The following is a 19,022-nucleotide window of genomic DNA, read 5'->3' as shown; positions in this document are numbered from 1 at the left end:
CCGATCGCCGCCTGCGTCGGCGCCGCCGCCTCTACATGGCTGGCCCGGTGGCTCGTCACCACCCCGCCCAGCACCACGGCCAGCGCCCCCGCTCCCACCAACGCGAGAATCCGCTTGCGGATACTCAAGGTGCTACTCCTGCTTCTCTAGTTCGGGTCATTGCTCTGCCACTGAGACCCGTGGAATCGGCGGTGGCGCGCATCCGCACGCTGCTGTTGGCGGCCGGAAGCCCCGACGCGCCTCCTCTGCATTCGCACCTCCTCGCGGCAAGTGGCCAGCGCTCACCGTGACTCCGTTCAGGGGAACCGGCGGATGCGCCCATCCGACGATAGGAACGCCCCTGAACGGGAAAGGTTAACGGCGCGCATTACGTTCATTTCGTCACAATCACGTTATGCGCGCGACAAACCCGCACCACTGTACACGCCTCAGCCGTGACGGGGAAGGGTTCTGCGGAATTATGTCAGTGGCTTTTCCTCCGGGCATCTGGGGCGCAGACTGAACAACGCGGCGGCGGGGGCGGTGCCCGCAGCGCCCGCGCCGCGCTGCCGAACGATGGTACAGTTGGTCCTGCACAGGACGATGCGCAATGGAACATGACGCAGCCGCCCGGGCGAACGGCAACGAGGAGCTGACCCCTGCCGTCGTGGCGCGGCTGCCGCTGCCGGGCTTTACCCAGCCGGTGCAGCACCGCTTCTCGCCCGACGGCCGGCTCGTCACCTTTCTCTTCAGCGAAGACGGCTCGCTCAGCCGCCAGCTCTGGGCCTTTGGTCCGGAAACGGGCGAGCGCGAGCTGCTGGTGCGCCCGCCCGGCGAGGGCGAGACCGACGCCAACCTCTCGCGCGAGGAGCAACTGCGCCGCGAGCGCCAGCGCCAGCGCGGCTTCGGCGTCACCAGCTACGCCTGGGCGAAGCGCGGCGCCACGCTGCTTGTGCCCGTGCGCGGCGCTCTCTACGTGCAGCACGGCGCCGGCGGCTCCCTGCGCCGCGTCACGGACGAGGAGCCGCCCTGCATCGACCCGCAGCTCAACGAGGACGGCGCCGCCGTGGCCTTTGTGCGCGCCGGCGAGCTGTATTGCCTGGACCTGACGCGCGACGACGCCGTGCCCGTGCGCCTCACGTTCGACGCCGCGCCCGTGCAGAACGGCGAGCAGCTCGTGACCAACGGTCTGGCCGAGTTCGTGGCGCAGGAGGAGATGGACCGCGCCACCGGCTTCTGGTGGTCGCCCGACGGCCGCTTCATCGCCTTCGAGCAGGCCGACAGCAGCCCCGTGCCGCCCTACACGATCGCGCACCAGGGCGAGGCGCGGTACGACACCGAAGTCCATCGCTACCCCTTCGCCGGCGGGCCGAACGTGCGCGTGCGGCTCGGCGTGGTGCGGGCCGCGGGCGGCGCCGTGCGCTGGCTGCCGCTGCCCGGCGTCACGGACGGCGATGGCTATCTTGCCCGCGTGAACTGGGCGCCGGACGGCACGCTGCTGGCGCAGGTGATCACGCGCGACCAACGGCGGCTGGAGCTGCGCCGCATCGATGCTTGGGCGGGAACGACGACGACGCTGATCGCGGAGGAGGCGAAGGACTGGCTCAACCTCAGCCACGACCTGCGCTGCGTCTCGCGCGCCGGCGGCCCACCCGACGATTTCGAAATCCTCTGGTCGAGCGAGCGCGACGGCTTCCGCCAACTGTTTCTGTACGGACGCGACGGTGCGCTACTCCGCCGGCTCACGAGCGGCGATTGGCCGGTGGACGGCGTGATCGCCGTGGACGAAGCGCGCCGCCTCGTGTACTTCGCCGGCAGCGAGTCGCCGCTGGAGCAGCACATCTGGCGCGTGAGCCTCGACGGCGGCGAGCCGCAGCGGCTGACCACGGAGCCGGGCATGCATTTCGCCGCCTTCTCCGACGACTGCACGCGCTGGGTCGAGAGCTTCCAGTCGCTGGAGACGCCGCCGCGCGTCACCCTGCGCGACGCGGACGGCAAGACGCTGTGCGAGATCTTCGCCGGCGACGCGGGCGAGGCGAAGCGGCTGGGGCTGCGGCCGCCGGCGCTGGTCTCCTTCCCCTCGCGCGACGGCGTGACGCTGTACGGCGCGATCTACCACCCGCCGAACCTCGAACCGGGCAAGCGATACCCGGTAATCGTCGAGGTCTACGGCGGGCCGCACGTGCAGATGGTCTACAACGGCTGGGGCAACACCGTGGACCTGCGCGCCCAGTATTTGGCGCGGCAGGGCTACATCGTCTTCAAGTGCGACAACCGCGGCAGCGCCCGCCGCGGCCACGCCTTCGAGGCGGCAATCTTCAAGCAGATGGGCAGCGTCGAGGTGCAGGACCAGGTGGACGGCGTGCGCTTCCTCGCCTCGCTGTCCGAAGCCGACACGACGCGCACCGGCGTCTACGGCTGGAGCTACGGCGGCTACATGACGCTGATGTGCCTGCTGAAGGCGCCCGACATCTTCAAGGCCGGCGTCTCCGGCGCACCGTGCGTCGACTGGGACGGCTACGACACGTTCTACACCGAGCGCTACATGCAGACGCCGCAGGCCAATCCGGACGGCTACCGCGAGGCCAGCGCCCTCACGCACGCGGCGAAGCTGCACGCCCCGCTGCTGCTGCTGCACGGCATGCTGGACGAAAACGTCCACTTCCGCCACACGGCGCGGCTGATCACGGCGCTGAACGACGCGGACAAGCCCTACGAGCTGGCCGTCTATCCCAACGAGCGCCACGGTCCGCGCAGCCCCGCGCAGCGCGCCGCGCTCGAACGGCGGCTGGCCGAGTTCTTCCAGGCGCACCTGTGAGCAGCCCAGAACCTTCGCCCGCGATCGGCGCCACGCCCCGCGCCCGCGTCTTCATCGACGTGGACGACACGCTGCTCACCTGGAACTGGCGGCTGCGCCCCTTCGCGCGCGAGGTGCTGGCGGAACTCGGCACGGCGGGCTTCGCCGTCTATCTCTGGTCGGGCCGCGGCAAGCGCTGGGATGTCGTGAACACGTTCGGCCTGGCCGCGCACGTGCGCGACTGCTTCGAGAAGCCGCTCTTCCACCACCGCGAGCGGCTGGCCGAGCTGGGCGTGCCCTTCGCGCCCGACTACGTCGTGGACGACCACGCGGAAGTCGTCGCGGCGTTCGGCGGTCTTTGCGTGCGCCCGCCGCACGAACCGCTGGAGCAAGACCGCGAGCTGCTGCGCGTGCTGGACGATCTGCGCGGCCGCTCTGGCTGAGGCAGATTGGCGGAGCCTTGTGGCCTATGCGGCCACGGCCGCACAGATGGCGTAGGCGGTCAGTTGCGTCGTCACGTGCACGTCCGCGTGCCACTGCGCCGTCCAGCCGCTCGCATCGCTCGTGGGGAACGAAGCGAAGAGCTGCGCGTTGCCGTTGCTGGAGGCGCCGCCGCCGCCGAGCACGCGCTCGCCCGCCGGGCAGCTCGCCGTCACGATCGCGTTGCCGCTGCCCACGGCGGTCGAGCTGGCGGTCACGACCTGGTAGCCGCTCACGCCGCTCGGCCCCTGCGGCCCGGCCGGTCCCTGCTGGTTCCAGTCGAGCTCGTTTGACCCGCCCGGACACTGGCCCGCATCGGCGGCCACGGAGAGAACGCCGCCGCCGCCGACACAGCCGTGAATCACGCCGCCGGCCGTCTGCGCCCGCACCAGCGCCAGCGAGCCGGCGCCCAGCACGCCGATCAGCAGCCCCGCGATACCCCAAACGATCCGATTCCTGTTCAGGTGATGCATGGCCGTGCCCCCGTCTTCAACCCGCCTGCTCGTCGTACCCGTTTCCCTCACAAGTACGATCCAGTGCGGTCGAGAGATGGCCGGCCATGCCCTGAGCAGGGCGCTGATCGCCGCGCCCGCTCCGCAAAGACGACACTCACTCACGCCGCCGTTGCAAGGCGCCGGGCGGCGTCTACAGATATGCCGGCGCCGCTTCGCCGCCGCGCGCGTTTTCCGCGGCGGTCAGCAGGCGGGCGAGGCGGCGGTAGACGGAGGCGTTGACGGCGAGGCCGCTGTGGCTGCCGCGCACCGTGAGGTTTTCGGCGTGCGGGTCGCGAGCCACGGCGGCCGGGGCGCGCACAATGCGGTCGTCGGCGCTGGCGATGGCGGCGATGCGGATCGTCTCTGGCAATGGGTGGCTGCCGGCGATCGGTGCGCCGAGCGTGATCACCTGGCGTACGGCCTCGGGATGGCGGCGGGCGATGGCGCGGGCCTGGGCGCCGCCGATGCTGTGGCCGACGATGCTGACGCGCCGGCCCGTGCGGCGGTATTCGGCCTCGACCTTCTCGCCCAGATCGGCGATCAACCGCTCGGAGAGGCCGGGGTTGCGCGCGATGCCGGAGCGCAGCGTGCTGTAGCCCAGCCGCCGCAGCCAGCCGCGCAACGGCCGCAGGTAGGCGTCGCCGGCGCCGAGGCCGGGCAGCACCAGCACGGTATGGCCGTCGCCCCGCGGCACGCCCCAGCCCCAGAAGACCGGGGCGCGCAACAACTGCGCGAGCTCGAGGGCCGGCTGCAGCGGGCCGGCCGGATAGGCGCCAGGGGCGCCGGGGAACGCTCCAGGTCGAGCCGCCGCCGTCCAGATCATCGGGCACCTCCTCGTCTTCGGCTTTCGCGGCCAGAGCAGCCGTGATGTGTGCAGGATGCGCGGGCCGCGTGGCGTGCTTCGTCCGCCCTGTGGGCGGAACTTGCCCGGCCAGATGGGCAGTAGCCACTCCGGCAGGACGGCGCGGAGGCGCGGGCGTCAACCCGCCAGCGCCGCGCGCACCGCGGCAACGATCCTCTCCGTGGACGCGAGCCGCGGGCTGCCGGCGGCGATCTCGCCATCGACGATCGTGGCGCCCCACGCGCGCAGCAGTTCGAGCGAAAGCCGCGTGCGCGGGTGCGCCCAGAGACCGGCATTCATCGCAGGCGCGACCAGCACACCCCAGCCGGCGCCGATCGCATCGGCCGCGATCGAGAGCGCGAGGTTGTCGGCGATGCCCGCGGCGAGCTTGTTCAGCGAGTTGAAGCCGCAGGGCGCCACGATCACCAGCCCCGGCGCCGCGGGCATGCCCAGCTTCTCATCAAAGTAACTCTCAACCACGCCATGGCCGCCGGGCAGCGGCGCCAGCGCCTGGTGCAGCTCGTGCAGCGAGAGCACCGCCGCGGCGTTCGGCGTGGGCACGACGAGCAGCCGCGGCCCCAGAGCGGCCCGCGCAACCGCGATCTCCGGCGCCCGCCGCGCCGTGCCCGCGCCCGTCACGATCAGATAGATCCGCTCGTGCATCGCCTTGCCCTGCCGCGCCCCGGCAGCTTCACGGGGCGCGTCTGCATGGCCGCGGCGCCTCCAGGTCGGGATCTATCTGGACGCGCCCAGGTACGCCTCGGTCAGCCAGCCACGCACCTCGTCGTCCACATCCTCCGTATCGTGCAAGTCGATGAAGTGCGCCACGCCCCGCGCTCCTGCCCGCACGTGCCGTCGCACCCGCGGATGGTCCAGCATGCGGCCGAGCAGCAGCGACAGCGCCAGCCGGTCGCGCCGCGGCCGCAGCTCGGCGAAGGTGCGCGAGGCCTTGATCAGGATGCCGACCGAGACGGCCTCGATCTCCACACCGTCCAGCTCGCGTACGTGTGCCGCGACCGCATCGAATACCCGGCGCTGCGCCGGCGGCCGCCCGGCGAAGTAGGCATCCAGCGAGAGCGCCGGCGCACAGGTGTGGGGCCGGTTCGCCCGCCCGAACGAGCGCCCGCAGCGCGGACAGATCCAGCGCGTGCCGTTCATCGCCGCCTCTACCAATCGCCTGCCGGCACGATGGTACGCTGTCGGGGCGTGCCCGGGCCGGAACGCGCCCGTGCGCCCCGCCTGGTCTGGCCGCGCATTCGTCGTAGAGGTACACGATCGCTATGGGCGAAGCGGCGGAGGTCCCGATCGTCGTCGTGCTTGCCGGCCCGAACGGTGCGGGCAAGACCACGACCTCGCGCAGCGTGCTGCAAGGGGCGCTGGGAGTGCAGGAGTTCGTCAACGCGGACACGATCGCCGTGGGCCTCTCCGCCTTCAATCCGGAGCAGGCGGCGATGGCGGCGGGCCGCATCATGCTGGCGCGGCTGCAAGCGCTCGCCGAACAGCGGGCGAGCTTCGCCTTCGAAACCACGCTCGCCAGCCGCAGCTTCGCCCCGTGGCTGCGGCAGCGACGCGCCGAGGGCTACCGCTTTCACCTGATCTTCTTGTCGCTGCCCAGCGCGGAGCTGGCGATCGCCCGCGTGCAGGAGCGGGTGCGGCGCGGCGGTCACCACGTGCCCGAGGAGGTAGTGCGCCGCCGCTACGCCGGCGGCCTGCGCAACTTCTTTACGCTCTACCTGCCGATCGCCGACGGCTGGCGGTTGTACGATAATACGGACAGGCAACGGCGCCGGCTGATTGCCCGGCGCAGAGTGGGCGAAACCAGCGAGGCGATCCTCGATCCGGCGAGCTGGAACCGCTTACGGGAGCAGAGTCGATGACGACCGAAACGAATCCGGCAGCAGCGGCGAAGGATCCATCGGCGCGGTTCAACGATGACGCCCGTATCCTCAAAGCAATGGACGAGGCCGTGCGCGCGGCGATCCTCGACCACAAGCGCGCCGGCAACCCGATCGCCGTCTGGCGCGACGGCCAGGTCGTCTGGATCGCCCCGGAAGACATCCCCGAGGACGACGAGCCCGACGCGTAGACGATCGAGTGCCGGGCGGCTCTCGAGCCGCCGATCTTCCTCTGTCCCCTGCGCGCCTGCCTGCACCGCGCGGAGAACGTCTCCGGAGGCCGCACGCGCCGCGTCTGCGGCCTCTCCGGCGCCTGTGCGGAGCGGCGCGGATGCGGGCGGCGTGACGAAGATCCGCGTTCACACGGCCTGATGGCTTCGATACGCAGCTTCTATGCCTGATCAACCTGCGCGCTCTACGATACCTTGTCTCATCTGCCTTTACATGGAGTAACAGTGCAGTAACACCCGTATCGACAGTTCGTAGTATTTCTTGTAACTGGTCTATAGCTATGGCACGCTGGCCGCGCCGGACGCAGGTTATACTGGATAACCGCGCAAAAGTTGATCCGGTTGAGGAGACGGTTGTCGTGCGCAAATGGACCGTGGTTGGAATGCTTGCCGCTGCCATCGGCCTGATGGCGATCGCCGTGCCCCATGCGCGGGCAGACGGCTCGCCTGCCGGCGAGGGCGCCAACGCTTGCTACCAGCTGTACGCAGGCGGCCAGCTTGCCGGCGCGACGCCGCTCGTCGTCAATGCGAAGTACAACGTGGGGAACCCGGCGTCCGTGCTGGTTGCCGGTGACTGCTCCGGTGGGGCGATCTCCTTCGTCGACGACGGTTTGACGGTTACGCTCAGCAACCCCACGGGCGGCGGCGGCAGCCTCCACCAGAACTTCTTCAACTTTTGCGGCGGCTCGAACAACGGCGGCCCGGCGCTCGACGTGACGGCGCTGTTCAAGCCCGGCACGAACAGCTTCTCGCTCACCCTCACCAACGAGTGCGGCGGCACCGTGTTCGCCCCAGCGCTCTTCCTCGTCGTCAGGCAGCACTGACGTACCGAGTCAGAAGACGCGCCCTCGCCAGCCTTCCGGCCGCTTCAGATCAGTGGCCGGAAGGCTGGCGGCGCGCCGGCGGCCGATCAACGATTTGCCTCCAGCCCGCGGCCTTCACCCGCTGCCTCGGCGGCAGCATAATTTGTCGCATGCGTTCATCGCGGGATCGCCAGGCTCGCCGGCATCTGGGTCGCGCTCATTGCCGGCGGGAACCGCTCCCCTGCCCGGCGCTAAACGACGCGGCGGCAGTTCTTTGCCTGCTTGTCTTGTGCCCGGCGCGTGAAGGGTGAGGCCGGTGAGCGATGCGGGCACGGCCGCCATCGCCGCGAAGCTGCGGCGTGTGCTGGGCGTCGCCGCGGTGCGCTGGGAGTCGCTGGCGCATCGCGGCTACACGAACAACGGCCGCTGGCTCGTCGCCCTGGCCGACGGCCGCACGGTGTTTGTGAAGGCGGCCGTAGACGGGCAGACGGCCGGCTGGCTGCGTGCCGAGCAGCGGATCTACGCGGCGCTGCGGGAGCCGTTTCTGCCGCGGATGTTGGGCTGGGACGATGACGGCGCCCTGCCCGTGCTCGTGCTGGAGGATCTCTCGTCCGCCGCCTGGCCGCCGCCCTGGACGCCGGCGGCGATCGGCGCCGTGCGAGAGTTGCTGCGTACCGTGGCCGGCACGCGGCCGCCGCCGGGTATTCGGCAACTCGCGGACCAGCGGGAAGCGCTCGCGGGCTGGGGACTTGTCGAGCGCGACCCTGAGCCGCTGCTGCGCCTCGGTCTCTGCTCGCCGGCCTGGCTGGACCGCTGCCTGCCCAGCCTGCGGACCGCGGCCGACGCCGCGCCTCTGGCCGGCGAGGCGCTGGTGCACGGCGATGTGCGCAGCGACAACCTCTGCCTCCGCGACGGCCGGGCGTTGCTGGTCGACTGGAACCAGGCCGTCGCCGGCAATGCGCTCTTCGACAAGATCAGCTGGCTGCCGAGCCTGCACGCCGAAGGCGGCCCGCTGCCAGAAGAGCTCGGTCTGCAGCAGGCGCCGGGCGCGCCCGAGCTGATCGCCCTGATCGCCGGCTACTTCGCCGCGCGCGCCGGGCTGCCGCCCATTCCGCACGCGCCGCGGGTGCGCGACGTGCAGCGAGAACAGCTCAAGGTGGCGCTGCCGTGGGCGGCGCGCACGCTCGGGCTGCCTCCGCCCACGACTTGATCTTGATATAGTAGTAGGTGAGGAGCGCCTGATGCCGAAAGCAGGTCAGCGCGCGAAGGCGTCGAAGCCGTCGGAGATCGATCCTGCGTTCGCGCCCGTGATCGATGCCTTCGCCGGCGACGGGCAGGTGCTGCTCGGCAAGATCTTCGTCTCCACCGGCCTGCAGGTGAACGGCAGGTTCTTCGCCTTCGTCCGCAAGGGCGCCATGGTGGTGAAGCTGCCGCGCGAGCGGGTGCGGGCGCTGATCGAGAGCGGCGCCGGCGAGCCGTTTGATCGCGGCAAGGGCACGCCGCTCCCGGAGTGGGCCGTCATCCCGCCCGGCCGCGCCGACTGGGTCGCAATCGCGCGGGAAGCGCGGCGCTTCGTCGGCGGAGAGGGTTAGCGGCGCGGACCTGTGCCGTCCGCCGCGCGTCCCAATCAACCCATGCCTCGCACCTGCCTGTCGCTCAGTCGAAGTCCCAGGTGATTTCGGTTTCGCCGAAGCGCACACGGTCGCCGTTCCTGACGCCGGCGCGACGCAGCGCCGCGGCCACACCGAAGCGCGTCAGCCGGCGGAAGAACTCGGCGCGCGCCTCGTCCTCGGAAAGGTTCAGCATCTCCGCCATCGCCGCCAGCCGCCGGCCCTCTACCGAGTAGCGCCCCGGCTGCAGCCGCTGCACCGTGTAGCGCCGTTCCGGCCGCGGCCGCAGCACCGGCAGCGCCTCCTCGTCCTCTCCGCCCTCCAGTTCTCCGCCATCGCGGCCGGCCGCATGGGCGAAAGGCAACGCCGCGGACGCGGGCCGCACCACGTCGTCCTCGTCGTCCGGGTTGGCGGGCGCGACCACGCCGCCCTCGGCCCAGCCGCTCTCGTCGCGCCGTCCGCGCACCTGCTCCAGCCGCTCGGCCACCCGCCGCAGCAGCTCCGGCAGGTGCTCCCGCGTGGCGACGGAGATCGCGATCGGCTCGATGCCCCGCGCCTGCAGCGCCGCCTCAAGCGCGGGCAGGTGCTCCCGCGCCGCTGCCAGGTCGATCTTGTTGAGCGCCACGATCTGCGGCCGCTCGGCCAGCGCCGGGTCGTACAGCGCCAGCTCCTCACTAATCATGGCGAACTCGCGCAGCGCGTCCTCGTGCGAGGCGTCGAGCAGATGCACGAGCAGGCGCGTGCGCTCCACGTGGCGCAGGAACTCGTGGCCGAGGCCGGCGCCGGCGTGCGCGCCCTCGATCAAGCCGGGCAAGTCCACCATCACGAACGAGGTGTAGCCCAGGTCCACCACGCCCAGCACGGGCTCCAGCGTGGTGAAGGGATACTCCGCGACTTTCGGCCGTGCGGCGGAGACGGCGGCGATCAGCGAGGACTTGCCCACGCTGGGCACGCCGACGATGCCCACGTCGGCCAAAAGCTTCAGCTCGAGCACGATCTCGGCGCGCTGGCCGCGCTGCCCGCGCTCGGCGATACGCGGCGCTTGATTGGTGGAACTGGCGAAGCGCGCGTTGCCCTTGCCGCCCAGCCCGCCGTAGGCCGCCACACAGCGGGCGCCGGCGTGGTCCAGGTCGGCGATCGTCTCCAGCAAGCCGTCGGGCAGGCGGCGCTGCACGATCGTGCCGGGCGGCACGCGCAGCAACTCGTCGCTGCCGCTCTTGCCGTGCATCGCCTTGCCGCCGCCGCGGCCGCCGTCCTCGGCGCGGTAGACACGGCGGAAGCGGATGTGCTGCAGGGTACTGAGGTTTTCGACGGCCACGATGTGCACGCTGCCGCCCTGACCGCCGTCACCGCCGTCCGGCCCGCCCTGCGGCGCGAACTTCTCCCGCCGAAACGAGACGGCGCCGGCGCCGCCATCGCCGGCCTGCGCGGTGAACTCCGCCCGGTCGATCACAGGGAACAGGGAATTTTCACAACCGCGCAACGCGCGGTTCTTAGAACAAACAGGGAATCGAGGGGGAACGGCTCGGCGCGCATGGGGTGCTCTCCAACGAGTACTTGCATGTAGTATCGCGGGCGGCGGACGCGGCGGCAAAGACGACGCGGGCTGGGTACGCGTGCTGCTCATTGAGGCGTGCGATGTGGGAAACGTGAAGAGCCTTAAGTCAGCCATCCAGATGGCATTCTGATCGGTCGTCGTAGTAAGGGTGTGGAGAGCGGGGAAAAGGCCGGATCGCCGCACGATTCCCGCGTCCGCCGCGGGGGAGAGGCGCGCGGCGGGCGTGGACGGTTGGGGATGCCCGGCCGCGCTACGCCGAGGGCGGCGCCGGCCTCTCCCCCGCGGCGCCCGACTTTCCACAGGACAGTGGACAAGTTATCCCCAGCGCGGGCCAGTTATCCACACGATCCGGGGTAGTTATCCACAGGCCCGGTGGATGCGGCCCGTGGCGCCGCGTTCGATGCGTGGACCATGCCCCGCGCGGGGCGGAGAATGGATGCGGCAGCTGCCGCCGTCTACGGCAGCGCGCGCAAGCGATGCTCTCTCTCTCGATGACCGATGAACACAAAGGACGTGCCCGCATGCGTGCCATCCTCAGCGTCTACGACAAGGCCGGCATTGCCGAGTTTGCCGGCGGGCTGACGCGGCTCGGCTGGGAGCTGTTCAGCACCGGCAACACGAAGACGGCGATCGACGCCGCCGGCGTGCCCGTGCGCAGCATCTCCGACCTTACCGGCTTCCCCGAGATCTTGGACGGCCGCGTGAAGACGCTGCATCCGGCGGTGCACGCCGGCCTGCTCGCCCGCCGCGACCTGCCGGCGCATGTGCGCGAGCTGGAGTCGGCCGGGCTCGGCACGATCGACCTGGTCTGCAATAACCTCTATCCCTTTGTGCGCACGGTGCGCGGCGGCGCCGACCTGGAGACGGCGCTGGAGAATATCGACATCGGCGGGCCGGCGATGCTGCGCGCCGCGGCCAAGAATTTTCCCCATGTGCTCGTGATCGTCGATCCCGCCGACTACGCGCCGCTGCTGAAGGCGCTGGCCGCCGGCGGCCCGGACACGGCCGAGCGGCGCCGGCTGGCGCAGAAGGCGTTTCAGCATGTCGCCAGCTACGACACCGCCGTAGCCGAGTACCTGCGCGGGCCGGAGGAGCCTTTCCCCGAGCACCTGACCATGGCCTACGAGAAGCGCTTCGACCTGCGCTACGGCGAGAATCCGCACCAGCAGGCGGCCTTCTACGCCGAGCAGTCGGTGTTCGCGCCAGGCGTGGCCGGCGTCGCCGGGGCGCGGCAGCTCCACGGCAAGGAGCTCTCCTTTAACAACATCCTGGACGCCGACGCGGCCTGGAACGCGGCCTGCGCCTTTCCCGAGCAGACCGTGGCGATCATCAAGCACACCAACCCCTGCGGCCTCGCCTCGCACGACGACCAGGCGGAGGCCTACCGCCGGGCGCTGGCGGGCGACCCGGTCTCGGCCTACGGCGGCATCGCCGCCGTCAACCGCCCGCTCGACGCGGCCACGGCGGAGGCGATGAAGGGCGTCTTCTACGAGATCGTGATCGCGCCGTCGTTCTCCGACGCGGCGCTGACCGTGCTCCAGAAGCGGCGCGACCTGCGCATCCTGGCGATGGGCGACGCCGCGAACGGCGGCCACGGACTGGACTACCGCCGCGTCTCCGGCGGCCTGCTCGTGCAGACGCCGGACGCCTATCCCGAAGACCAGCTCGCCTTCACCCAGCAGAGCGAGCGGGCGCCGACGCCGGCCGAGCTGGACGATCTGCGCTTCGCCTGGCGGGCGGTGCAGCAGATCAAGTCCAACGCGATCGTGCTGGTGAAGGACCGGCAGATCGTGGGCATGGGCGCGGGCCAGCCGAACCGGGTGGTGAGCGTGTACCTGGCGGTGCGGGCGGCGGGCGAGCGGGCGGCCGGCTCGGTGCTGGCCAGCGACGCCTACTTCCCCTTCCCTGACGGCCCGCAACTGGCCGCCGACGCCGGCGTGACGGCGATCGTGCAGCCGGGCGGCTCGGTCCGCGACGCGGAGACGGTGGCCGTCTGCGACCAGGCGGGGATGGCGCTGGTGCACACCGGCGTGCGGCACTTCCGCCACTGAGGCCGCGGCGCGGGCAAGTTCAGGCGTCCGCGGCGGCGGGCCGCGCGAAGCGCCTGAGCTTGTCCGGGTTGCGCATGCCGTAGAGGGCGCGGATGCCCTGCTCGTCGCCGTCCAGCAGCAGCACGAAGAAGGGCGTGCCGTCCGCCTCGCGCGTCACGATCGCCGGCTGGCCGTTCGCCTGCTCGATCGTGATGTTCAGCCCCGGCGGCGCCCGGCGCACGATGCTCTCGGTGAAGCGGATCACCGGCTCCGGCCCGTACAGCGGGCGCGTGGCCGCGGTGACCTGGCCGCCGCCGTCCGTCCAGGCGGTGACGTCGGACGCCAGCAGCCGGGTGAGCTGCTGCACGTCGCCGCCGGCGGCCGCCTGCAGGAAGGCCACGGTCAGCCGCTCCAGCGCCGCCGGCGAGGCGTGGAAGCGTGGCCGGCGCTGCGCCAGCGATGCCTGGGCACGGTGAAACGCCTGGCGGCAGGCATCCTCGCGCCGGCCCGTCATCTGCGCGATCTCGGCGAAGCGGTAGTCGAAGACCTTGTGCAGCACGAGCACCGCCCGTTCCAGCGGCGGCAGGCTCTCCAGCAGCACGAGCATCGCCATGCTCAGCGATTCGCGCTCTTCGAGGCGGCGGCCGGGCACCAGCTCGGGGTCGGCGTCGGCGGTGGGCAGCGGCTCGGGCAGCCAGGGGCCGATGTAGTACTGCTCGCGCCGCGCCCGCGCCGACTTGAGCTGGTCCAGGCAGAGCCGCGTGACGATCGTGGCCAGGTAGGCGCGCGGCGAGCGCAGGGCATCGGACGCGGCAGACGCGCCGGCCGCCGAGGCGCGGAAGCGGAGGTAGGCGTCCTGCACCACGTCCTCCGCCTCCGCCGCGCTGCCGAGCATGCGGTAGGCGATGCCGAACAGCAGGCCCCGCTGCTGCTCGAACGCTTCCGTGACGCGGTCGCCTGCGGTGCTCTCCGCCGTCGCCGCGTTGCTATGGCGTGTCGTCATCTCCGACTCTGCCTCGCTTCAGTCTCCCGCGCCCGCCTGCGGCTGCGCCCGGCCGCTCGCCTCGTGCTCGCTAGTCCGCGGCCGCTTCCCTTGCGGCCAGCTGTACGAGCCCGGCCGGCGCCGCTCCATGCCCAGCGCAACGGTCGTGTAGCGGCAGATGAACTCCTTGAACATGGCCGCCGCCCGGCCCGTGATGATTCTCTCACGCGGCGAGTCGTCGTCGTTCACCATCTGGATCAGGCCGTTCTTGCGGCCCAGGCTGATGCACTGGAACAGGTAGCGGTAGCGGAACGCCGGCGCGGGCTTGCCGGCCAGGCTCGCCAAGATGCTGTCGCCGGCGCAGGCGCCCATCGGCATCGCCGTGGCGCAGGCCATGCGGATCGGCGCGCCGGGGTCCTCGGCGAAGGCGGCCGCGTCGCCGGCGGCCACGATCCGCGGATGCGAGAGCGAGCGCAGGTCCGCGCCGACGAGGATCTGCCCGTGCTCGTTGACGCGCAGGCCGGCCTGGCGCGCCAGCGCCGGCACGCGGAAGGAACCGGCCCAGAGGCAGAGGTCGAAGGGCAGCGTCTCGCCATCGGCAAGCTCCGCCTCGCCGGCGCTCAGCCGCGCCACGGCTGCGTCCTCGAACAGCGCGATGCCCAGCGTTGCGAAGACGCGGCGCAGGTGGGCGCGGCCCTTCTCGGAGAGCCGTTCGCCCAGCCGTTCGCGCGTCGCCAGCGCGACGTTCAGGCCGGGGAAGGATTCGGCGATCTCCGTCGCGGCCTCGATGCCGGTCAGCCCGCCGCCGCAGACCAGCAGCCTGCCGCCGCGTTCCGCCAGGGAGGGCAGTTCGCCCGCCAGTTGCGCGGCCAGCTCCGGGCTGCCCAGCGCCAGCGCCTGCTCGCGCACGCCGGGCACGCCCTCCGTGTCGATCGTGCTGCCGAGCGTGTAGAGCAACGTGTCGTAGCCCAGCGCGAGCGTGCTGCCGTCCGGGCACGACACGGTCAGCCGGCGCTCGTCTGGCTGCAGGTCGTGCACATAGCCCTGCACAAACTCGACCCCCGTGCCGCGCAGCATCCGCTCGATGCGGCGCGGCTTCACCGTCTGGCCGCTGCCGGCCTGATGCAGGCGGATGCGCTCGACGAAGGTCTCGGCGCCGTTCACCAGCGTGACGCTCGCGCCGAGCCTGCGCGTCCGCTTGCCCAGCCGCAGCGCCGCCGTGATGCCCGCGTAGCCCGCGCCGATGATCACCACGCGCTGTGTGCTTGTCTGCAAAGGCATCGTCGTTCACCTCGACTTCCCGCCGCCCTTGCCGGCGGCGTGCTCAGAGGCGAGACGAGATAGCCCCCGCGTTTTGTGACAGAACGAGCAAACGAATTTTGCCGCTAGCCCGGCAGCACGGCGATCGCCTCGATCTCCAGCAGCAGGTCGGGGTGGGCGAGCGCGGAGACCTCGACCAGCGTGCTGGCCGGATTGGCGTCCTTGAAGTACTCGCGGCGCACGGCGGCGATCCTGGCGCGGTCGGCCATGTTGCGCACGAAGACCGTTACCTTCGCCACGTCGCTGAAGTCCGCGCCGGCGGCGCGCAGGCAGGCGCCGAGGTTTTCCAGCGTCTGCCGCGCCTGCGCCGTCACATCGCCCACGCCGACGACGCGGTCGTCCTTGCCGAAGGCCACCGTGCCGGCGACAAAGACGAGGTTGCCCGCCTTCGTCAGGTGCACGTACGGCCCGCCCGGCGCCGAAAGCTCCGCCGGATCGATGCGCTCGATCGCCATCTTCCTACCCTCCGCGCGCCGCCTTGCCGATGGTTTCAAACCGGCGCTTCGGCTGCAGCTCACGCGAGATGGAGGGCTCGGCCGGTTTCGAAACCATGTATCCGGACGCGGCGTCCGCGTGGTCAGGCTACCACGCGGCACGGCGGGAAGGAGCGGCCGGGACGATATACTGGGCGGCAGGCTCGCTCGTCCCGCCGGCAGAGCGGCCAGAGGAGCAACGCATGACGCTCGCCCAGGCATCGCCCCCGGTTCGTGCGCCCTCGCTGGCCGTGCGCCTCGCGGCGCTGGCCGAGCAGGCGCCACTGGCGCGCACGCTCGCCCGCGCCTTCGACCAGGACCCGATGATCAACTGGCTGCTGCGGCAGGACGCCGGCCGCGCCCGCGCCTTCCGCCGCTTCTTCAACATCGCCATCGGGCGCATGGCGCAGCCGCACAACCTCGTGTTCACTACCGCCAGCCTGGACGGCGCTGCGCTCTGGCTGCCGCCGGGCAAGTGGCGGATGGGGCTCTGGCGGCAACTGCAACTGCTGCCGGCAATGGCGAGCAGCGTCGGCTACCGGCGCGTGCCCGGCGTAATGGCCGGCATCAGCGCCTTCGACCAGCAGCACCCGCGCGAGGCGCACTACTATCTCTTCCTGCTGGGCGTCGAGCCGGCCTGCCAGGGAAAGGGCGTGGGCAGCGCCCTGCTGGGGCCGGTGCTGGCGCGCTGCGACGCGGAGGGGATGCCCGCCTATTTGGAGACGGCGAACCCGCGCAACCTGCCGCTCTACGAGCGCCACGGCTTCCGCGTGCAGCGCGAGTTCACGGTGCCGCGCGGCGGCCCGCTCAACTGGCTGATGTGGCGGGAGGCGAGGGTTTAGGGTCTGGGGTTTAGGGCTTAGGGATAGGAACAGGGACCAGAGGGCGCAGGGGCGCGCTGCGTGCGCCCTGCGCGCCGCCGGGTGCGACTCGCAGCACGCCAGGCGGGGCGGCGCAGCTTATTGCTCGGGGCCCTGGGTGGGGTCGTTGACATACTCGGCCAGGCGCAGCGAGCGCAGCATCTCGCGCCAGATGGGCAGGAAGCGGCCGGTGTCCTCCGGCCAGTAGACGAAGGTCATCAGCGCCTGTACGTTGCGCCGGCGCACCAGGCAGGTGTGGGAGCGCGCCTCGCGGTGCTCCACCGGCTCGACCCAGCGCATCTCTCGCCAGGCCAGCTGCAGGTTGTGACGCACCTCGTACATGGTCTGGCCGCGGCTGATGATCTCGTACTCGTCCGGCCCGCTCATCGCGTGGTCCAGCACCTCCGGCAACGCGCCCGGCGGCCAGGGGATCTCCGGCGGCAGTTGCATCGTCGTGACCTGGAGCTTGCACCTGTCCTTCGGCTCCGGCCGGTCGGTGAGCGTGATCGTGGGCCAGCCGGTATGCTCGTCGGTCTCCATCGCCATCTGCCAGTCCTGGGGGAAGTCCAGCCGCAGCGCCCCGCGGCCGACCACGACGATCTTCCAGCCCGGCTTCGCCTTCCAGCCGTGCCCCTTGCGCAGCCGGAGCTCCTGCTTCTCCCACTCCGCCATCGTGCCGGCCCTCCTGCGCTTCGTGCGGGTCCTTTCCACAGGATACCGCGCTGCGCCGGGCGTACGACCGAGGAGCGAGGAGACAGGCAATAGCAATCAGGAAATAGATAATAGGAGCGAGGAGCGAGTCGGCATCCCTATTTCCTATTTCCTTGTTCCTATTTTCTCGTTCCTCCAGTACCCTCACCCCATGCTCACCCTGTACCTGATCCGCCACGGCCAGACCTATTGCAGCCGCGAGAACCGCTTCTGCGGCAGCGTGGATGTGCCGCTGAACGAGCACGGCCTGGCGATGGCCCAGGCGCTGGCCGACGCCTTCGCCGGCGAGCACTGGCAGGCGATCTACGCCAGCCCGCTGCAGCGCGCCCGCCAAACCGCGGAGCCGCTGGCCAAGCGCCTGGGCATGACCGTGCAGATCGAGCCGGGTCTGCGCGAGATCGCCTACGGCGCCTGGGACGGGCATCTCGAAGCGGAGATCGAGCAGTTGCACCCGCGGGAGTTCGCCGCCTGGTCCGAGGATCCCGGCCGCGTCGCCCCGCCGGGCGGCGAGACGGCGCCGCAGATCGCGGAGCGGGCGTTGGCCGCGCTGGACGACATCCGCGCCCGCCACGCGGACGGGCAGGTGCTGGCCGTGGCGCACAAGGCGACGATCCGCATTCTCGTCTGCGCCCTGCTGGGCATCGACGTGGGCCTGTTCCGCAAGCGCATCGCGCAGGAGGTCGGCGCGGCCACGGTCTTCGAGTTTAAGAGCAGCGGCCCGCTGCTGAAGACGCTGAACGACCTCTCGCACCTGCCCCCCGAGCTGCGCCACGCCGAGGGCACGTGAGCGGCTGGCCCCCATCCCCCGACCCCTTCCCCCAATACTAGGGGAAGGGGAGATCTGGGGACGGAGTATCGAGGCCGAAGGCGGGGCGCTGTGCCTGTGCGCTGCACCTCGCTCCCCTCTCGGTGGACACGGTGGACACGGTGGACACGGTGGAATAGAGAGGGGAGTGGGGCAGGGGACAGGGCTACGCCAGCGCCGCGCGCACGCGGTCGAGCGTCGCCGCGAGCTGATCGCGCTCGCTGCTGAGCGCGGTGAGCTGGATCTGGAGCGCGGCGCAGGGGTCGGGCGGCGGCGCCACGTCCAGCGCGGCGAAGGCGGCGAGCGCGGCGGCATCCATGCTGCCCAGCCGCCAGCCGCAGACGCCGCCGCAGCCCAGCGCCCGCGCCGCCGGCCAGAGGTCCGCGAAGCCCGCCGCGCCGTCGCCGGGCAGCACCGGCACGACCGGCGCACCGAGCCGCGCGCAGGCGGCGATCTGCGCCAGGCAAGCCTCCGGCGCCGTGCCGAAGTCGGTCCAGTAGGTCTGCGGCAGGATGCCCGCCGTCTGCCCCGCCCAGCTCGCCGCGTCCAATGCCGCCAGCGCCCGCGGGCGCGGATCGAGGCTCACATACAGGTCGCGCACGCCGCCGGCGCGCAGGCCGGCAAGGTAGACCGGCACGCCGTCGGCCGCGTCGGTCCAGAAGCCGGCGTACGGTTCGAGATCCACGACCAGCACCTCGCCCAGCGCCGCTTGCGCCGCCGCGTCGGCCCGGCTATGCGGCACCACCCAGGGCACGACCGTGCAGCCCTGCGCCGCACCCATCTGTTGCAGGCCGCGCAGCGCCTTCGGACCGTAGATCGCGGCGGGCGCGTTGTCGAAGTCGCTCATCCACTGCTGGCCGTCCATCGCCTTCACCAGCAGCACGCCCGCCCCAGCCAGCGACTGCGCGGTGCGCAGCGCATCGGCCCAGGTGCGCTTGGCCTGCGCCGAGAACATCCACAAAAAGATGGCCCTGCGGTTGTCGAAGATCGTGGGCATGGCGCTGCCCTCCCTGTGTGGAGGAAGGAAATGGAATGCACGAAATAGAAAATAGCTGGGAGCGCCCCACGCTATGTTCTATTTCCTCGTTCCTGTTTCCTGCCTCCTACGGTTTGACCCGGTCGACGGAGGGGTTAGGTGTTGGGCTTCAGGGGTT

General features: G+C 71.2%; 20 protein-coding genes. 10 read left to right on the top strand and 10 right to left on the bottom strand.

Annotated elements, in window-relative coordinates:
- The first annotated feature begins 589 nt into the window (after window positions 1-589).
- Both VKV26_06750 and VKV26_06745 read left to right on the top strand, forming a co-directional pair.
- The gene (locus tag VKV26_06750; GenBank protein ID HLZ69597.1) at window positions 590-2,797 is read left to right on the top strand and encodes a S9 family peptidase; all 2,208 of its coding nucleotides are present in this window, start codon (window positions 590-592) and stop codon (window positions 2,795-2,797) included.
- A complete protein-coding gene (locus tag VKV26_06745) occupies window positions 2,794-3,219 on the top strand; it encodes an HAD hydrolase family protein (protein HLZ69596.1) in 426 nt (141 codons plus the stop codon). Before VKV26_06750 ends, VKV26_06745 begins: the two co-directional genes overlap by 4 nt.
- Before the next feature lie 24 nt (window positions 3,220-3,243).
- Here the strand turns inward: VKV26_06745 and VKV26_06740 are convergent, their stop codons facing one another.
- The 4 genes from VKV26_06740 to VKV26_06725 all read right to left on the bottom strand — a co-directional run bounded on the left by VKV26_06740 (window position 3,244) and on the right by VKV26_06725 (window position 5,749).
- The gene (locus VKV26_06740) at window positions 3,244-3,729 is read right to left on the bottom strand and encodes a hypothetical protein (protein ID HLZ69595.1); all 486 of its coding nucleotides are present in this window, start codon (window positions 3,727-3,729) and stop codon (window positions 3,244-3,246) included.
- A 172-nt stretch (window positions 3,730-3,901) separates the two neighbouring features.
- Window positions 3,902-4,573 carry an alpha/beta fold hydrolase gene (locus VKV26_06735; GenBank protein ID HLZ69594.1) on the bottom strand — a complete coding sequence of 224 codons (672 nt, stop codon included), beginning with the start codon at window positions 4,571-4,573 and terminating at the stop codon, window positions 3,902-3,904.
- Between the two features lie 156 nt (window positions 4,574-4,729).
- Window positions 4,730-5,254 carry a flavoprotein gene (locus tag VKV26_06730; GenBank protein ID HLZ69593.1) on the bottom strand — a complete coding sequence of 175 codons (525 nt, stop codon included), beginning with the start codon at window positions 5,252-5,254 and terminating at the stop codon, window positions 4,730-4,732.
- Window positions 5,255-5,326: 72 nt separating this feature from the next.
- Window positions 5,327-5,749 (bottom strand): DUF5655 domain-containing protein, encoded by a 423-nt coding sequence (locus VKV26_06725; protein ID HLZ69592.1) that lies wholly within the window; start codon window positions 5,747-5,749, stop codon window positions 5,327-5,329.
- Window positions 5,750-5,871: 122 nt separating this feature from the next.
- Here VKV26_06725 and VKV26_06720 point away from each other — a divergent pair, with 122 nt between their 5' ends.
- From VKV26_06720 to VKV26_06700, 5 genes are all read left to right on the top strand, one after another.
- Window positions 5,872-6,468, top strand: a complete 597-nt coding sequence (locus VKV26_06720) for a zeta toxin family protein (protein ID HLZ69591.1) — start codon at window positions 5,872-5,874, stop codon at window positions 6,466-6,468.
- Window positions 6,465-6,677 carry a hypothetical protein gene (locus VKV26_06715; GenBank protein ID HLZ69590.1) on the top strand — a complete coding sequence of 71 codons (213 nt, stop codon included), beginning with the start codon at window positions 6,465-6,467 and terminating at the stop codon, window positions 6,675-6,677. Before VKV26_06720 ends, VKV26_06715 begins: the two co-directional genes overlap by 4 nt.
- A 398-nt stretch (window positions 6,678-7,075) precedes the next feature.
- The gene (locus tag VKV26_06710; GenBank protein ID HLZ69589.1) at window positions 7,076-7,540 is read left to right on the top strand and encodes a hypothetical protein; all 465 of its coding nucleotides are present in this window, start codon (window positions 7,076-7,078) and stop codon (window positions 7,538-7,540) included.
- A gap of 295 nt (window positions 7,541-7,835) precedes the next feature.
- The gene (locus VKV26_06705; GenBank protein HLZ69588.1) at window positions 7,836-8,729 is read left to right on the top strand and encodes a phosphotransferase; all 894 of its coding nucleotides are present in this window, start codon (window positions 7,836-7,838) and stop codon (window positions 8,727-8,729) included.
- A gap of 31 nt (window positions 8,730-8,760) precedes the next feature.
- Window positions 8,761-9,111, top strand: coding sequence for a hypothetical protein (locus VKV26_06700; protein HLZ69587.1), 351 nt, complete (start codon window positions 8,761-8,763; stop codon window positions 9,109-9,111).
- A 64-nt stretch (window positions 9,112-9,175) separates the two neighbouring features.
- Here the strand turns inward: VKV26_06700 and obgE are convergent, their stop codons facing one another.
- Window positions 9,176-10,582: a GTPase ObgE gene (gene obgE, locus VKV26_06695; protein ID HLZ69586.1), complete on the bottom strand. Its 1,407-nt coding sequence runs from the start codon at window positions 10,580-10,582 to the stop codon at window positions 9,176-9,178.
- A 626-nt stretch (window positions 10,583-11,208) separates the two neighbouring features.
- Here obgE and purH point away from each other — a divergent pair.
- Complete coding sequence (gene purH, locus VKV26_06690) at window positions 11,209-12,738, top strand: bifunctional phosphoribosylaminoimidazolecarboxamide formyltransferase/IMP cyclohydrolase (GenBank protein ID HLZ69585.1); 1,530 nt, start codon at window positions 11,209-11,211, stop codon at window positions 12,736-12,738.
- 19 nt (window positions 12,739-12,757) lie between these two features.
- Here the strand turns inward: purH and sigJ are convergent, their stop codons facing one another.
- From sigJ to VKV26_06675, 3 genes are all read right to left on the bottom strand, one after another.
- Window positions 12,758-13,720, bottom strand: coding sequence for an RNA polymerase sigma factor SigJ (sigJ, locus tag VKV26_06685; GenBank protein HLZ69584.1), 963 nt, complete (start codon window positions 13,718-13,720; stop codon window positions 12,758-12,760).
- Window positions 13,721-13,738: 18 nt separating this feature from the next.
- Entirely contained in the window at window positions 13,739-14,980 is a 1,242-nt protein-coding gene (locus VKV26_06680; protein HLZ69583.1) for an FAD-dependent oxidoreductase, read from the bottom strand.
- A 104-nt stretch (window positions 14,981-15,084) separates the two neighbouring features.
- The gene (locus tag VKV26_06675; protein ID HLZ69582.1) at window positions 15,085-15,474 is read right to left on the bottom strand and encodes a RidA family protein; all 390 of its coding nucleotides are present in this window, start codon (window positions 15,472-15,474) and stop codon (window positions 15,085-15,087) included.
- A gap of 221 nt (window positions 15,475-15,695) precedes the next feature.
- On the opposite strand from VKV26_06675, the gene VKV26_06670 reads away from it, so the two are divergent.
- The gene (locus VKV26_06670) at window positions 15,696-16,334 is read left to right on the top strand and encodes a GNAT family N-acetyltransferase (protein HLZ69581.1); all 639 of its coding nucleotides are present in this window, start codon (window positions 15,696-15,698) and stop codon (window positions 16,332-16,334) included.
- A gap of 117 nt (window positions 16,335-16,451) precedes the next feature.
- Here the strand turns inward: VKV26_06670 and VKV26_06665 are convergent, their stop codons facing one another.
- Entirely contained in the window at window positions 16,452-17,024 is a 573-nt protein-coding gene (locus VKV26_06665) for a hypothetical protein (GenBank protein ID HLZ69580.1), read from the bottom strand.
- Window positions 17,025-17,214: 190 nt separating this feature from the next.
- Between VKV26_06665 and VKV26_06660 the strand changes: the two genes are divergently transcribed.
- A complete protein-coding gene (locus VKV26_06660; GenBank protein ID HLZ69579.1) occupies window positions 17,215-17,850 on the top strand; it encodes a histidine phosphatase family protein in 636 nt (211 codons plus the stop codon).
- Between the two features lie 184 nt (window positions 17,851-18,034).
- Here the strand turns inward: VKV26_06660 and VKV26_06655 are convergent, their stop codons facing one another.
- Window positions 18,035-18,865, bottom strand: a complete 831-nt coding sequence (locus VKV26_06655; GenBank protein ID HLZ69578.1) for a hypothetical protein — start codon at window positions 18,863-18,865, stop codon at window positions 18,035-18,037.
- Window positions 18,866-19,022: the final 157 nt, after the last annotated feature.

This window comes from Dehalococcoidia bacterium (assembly GCA_035310145.1).
Classification (GTDB): Bacteria; Chloroflexota; Dehalococcoidia; order CAUJGQ01; family CAUJGQ01; genus CALFMN01.
Note: the sequence above shows the minus strand (reverse complement) of the source record. Positions and strands in the feature narration are given on the sequence as shown.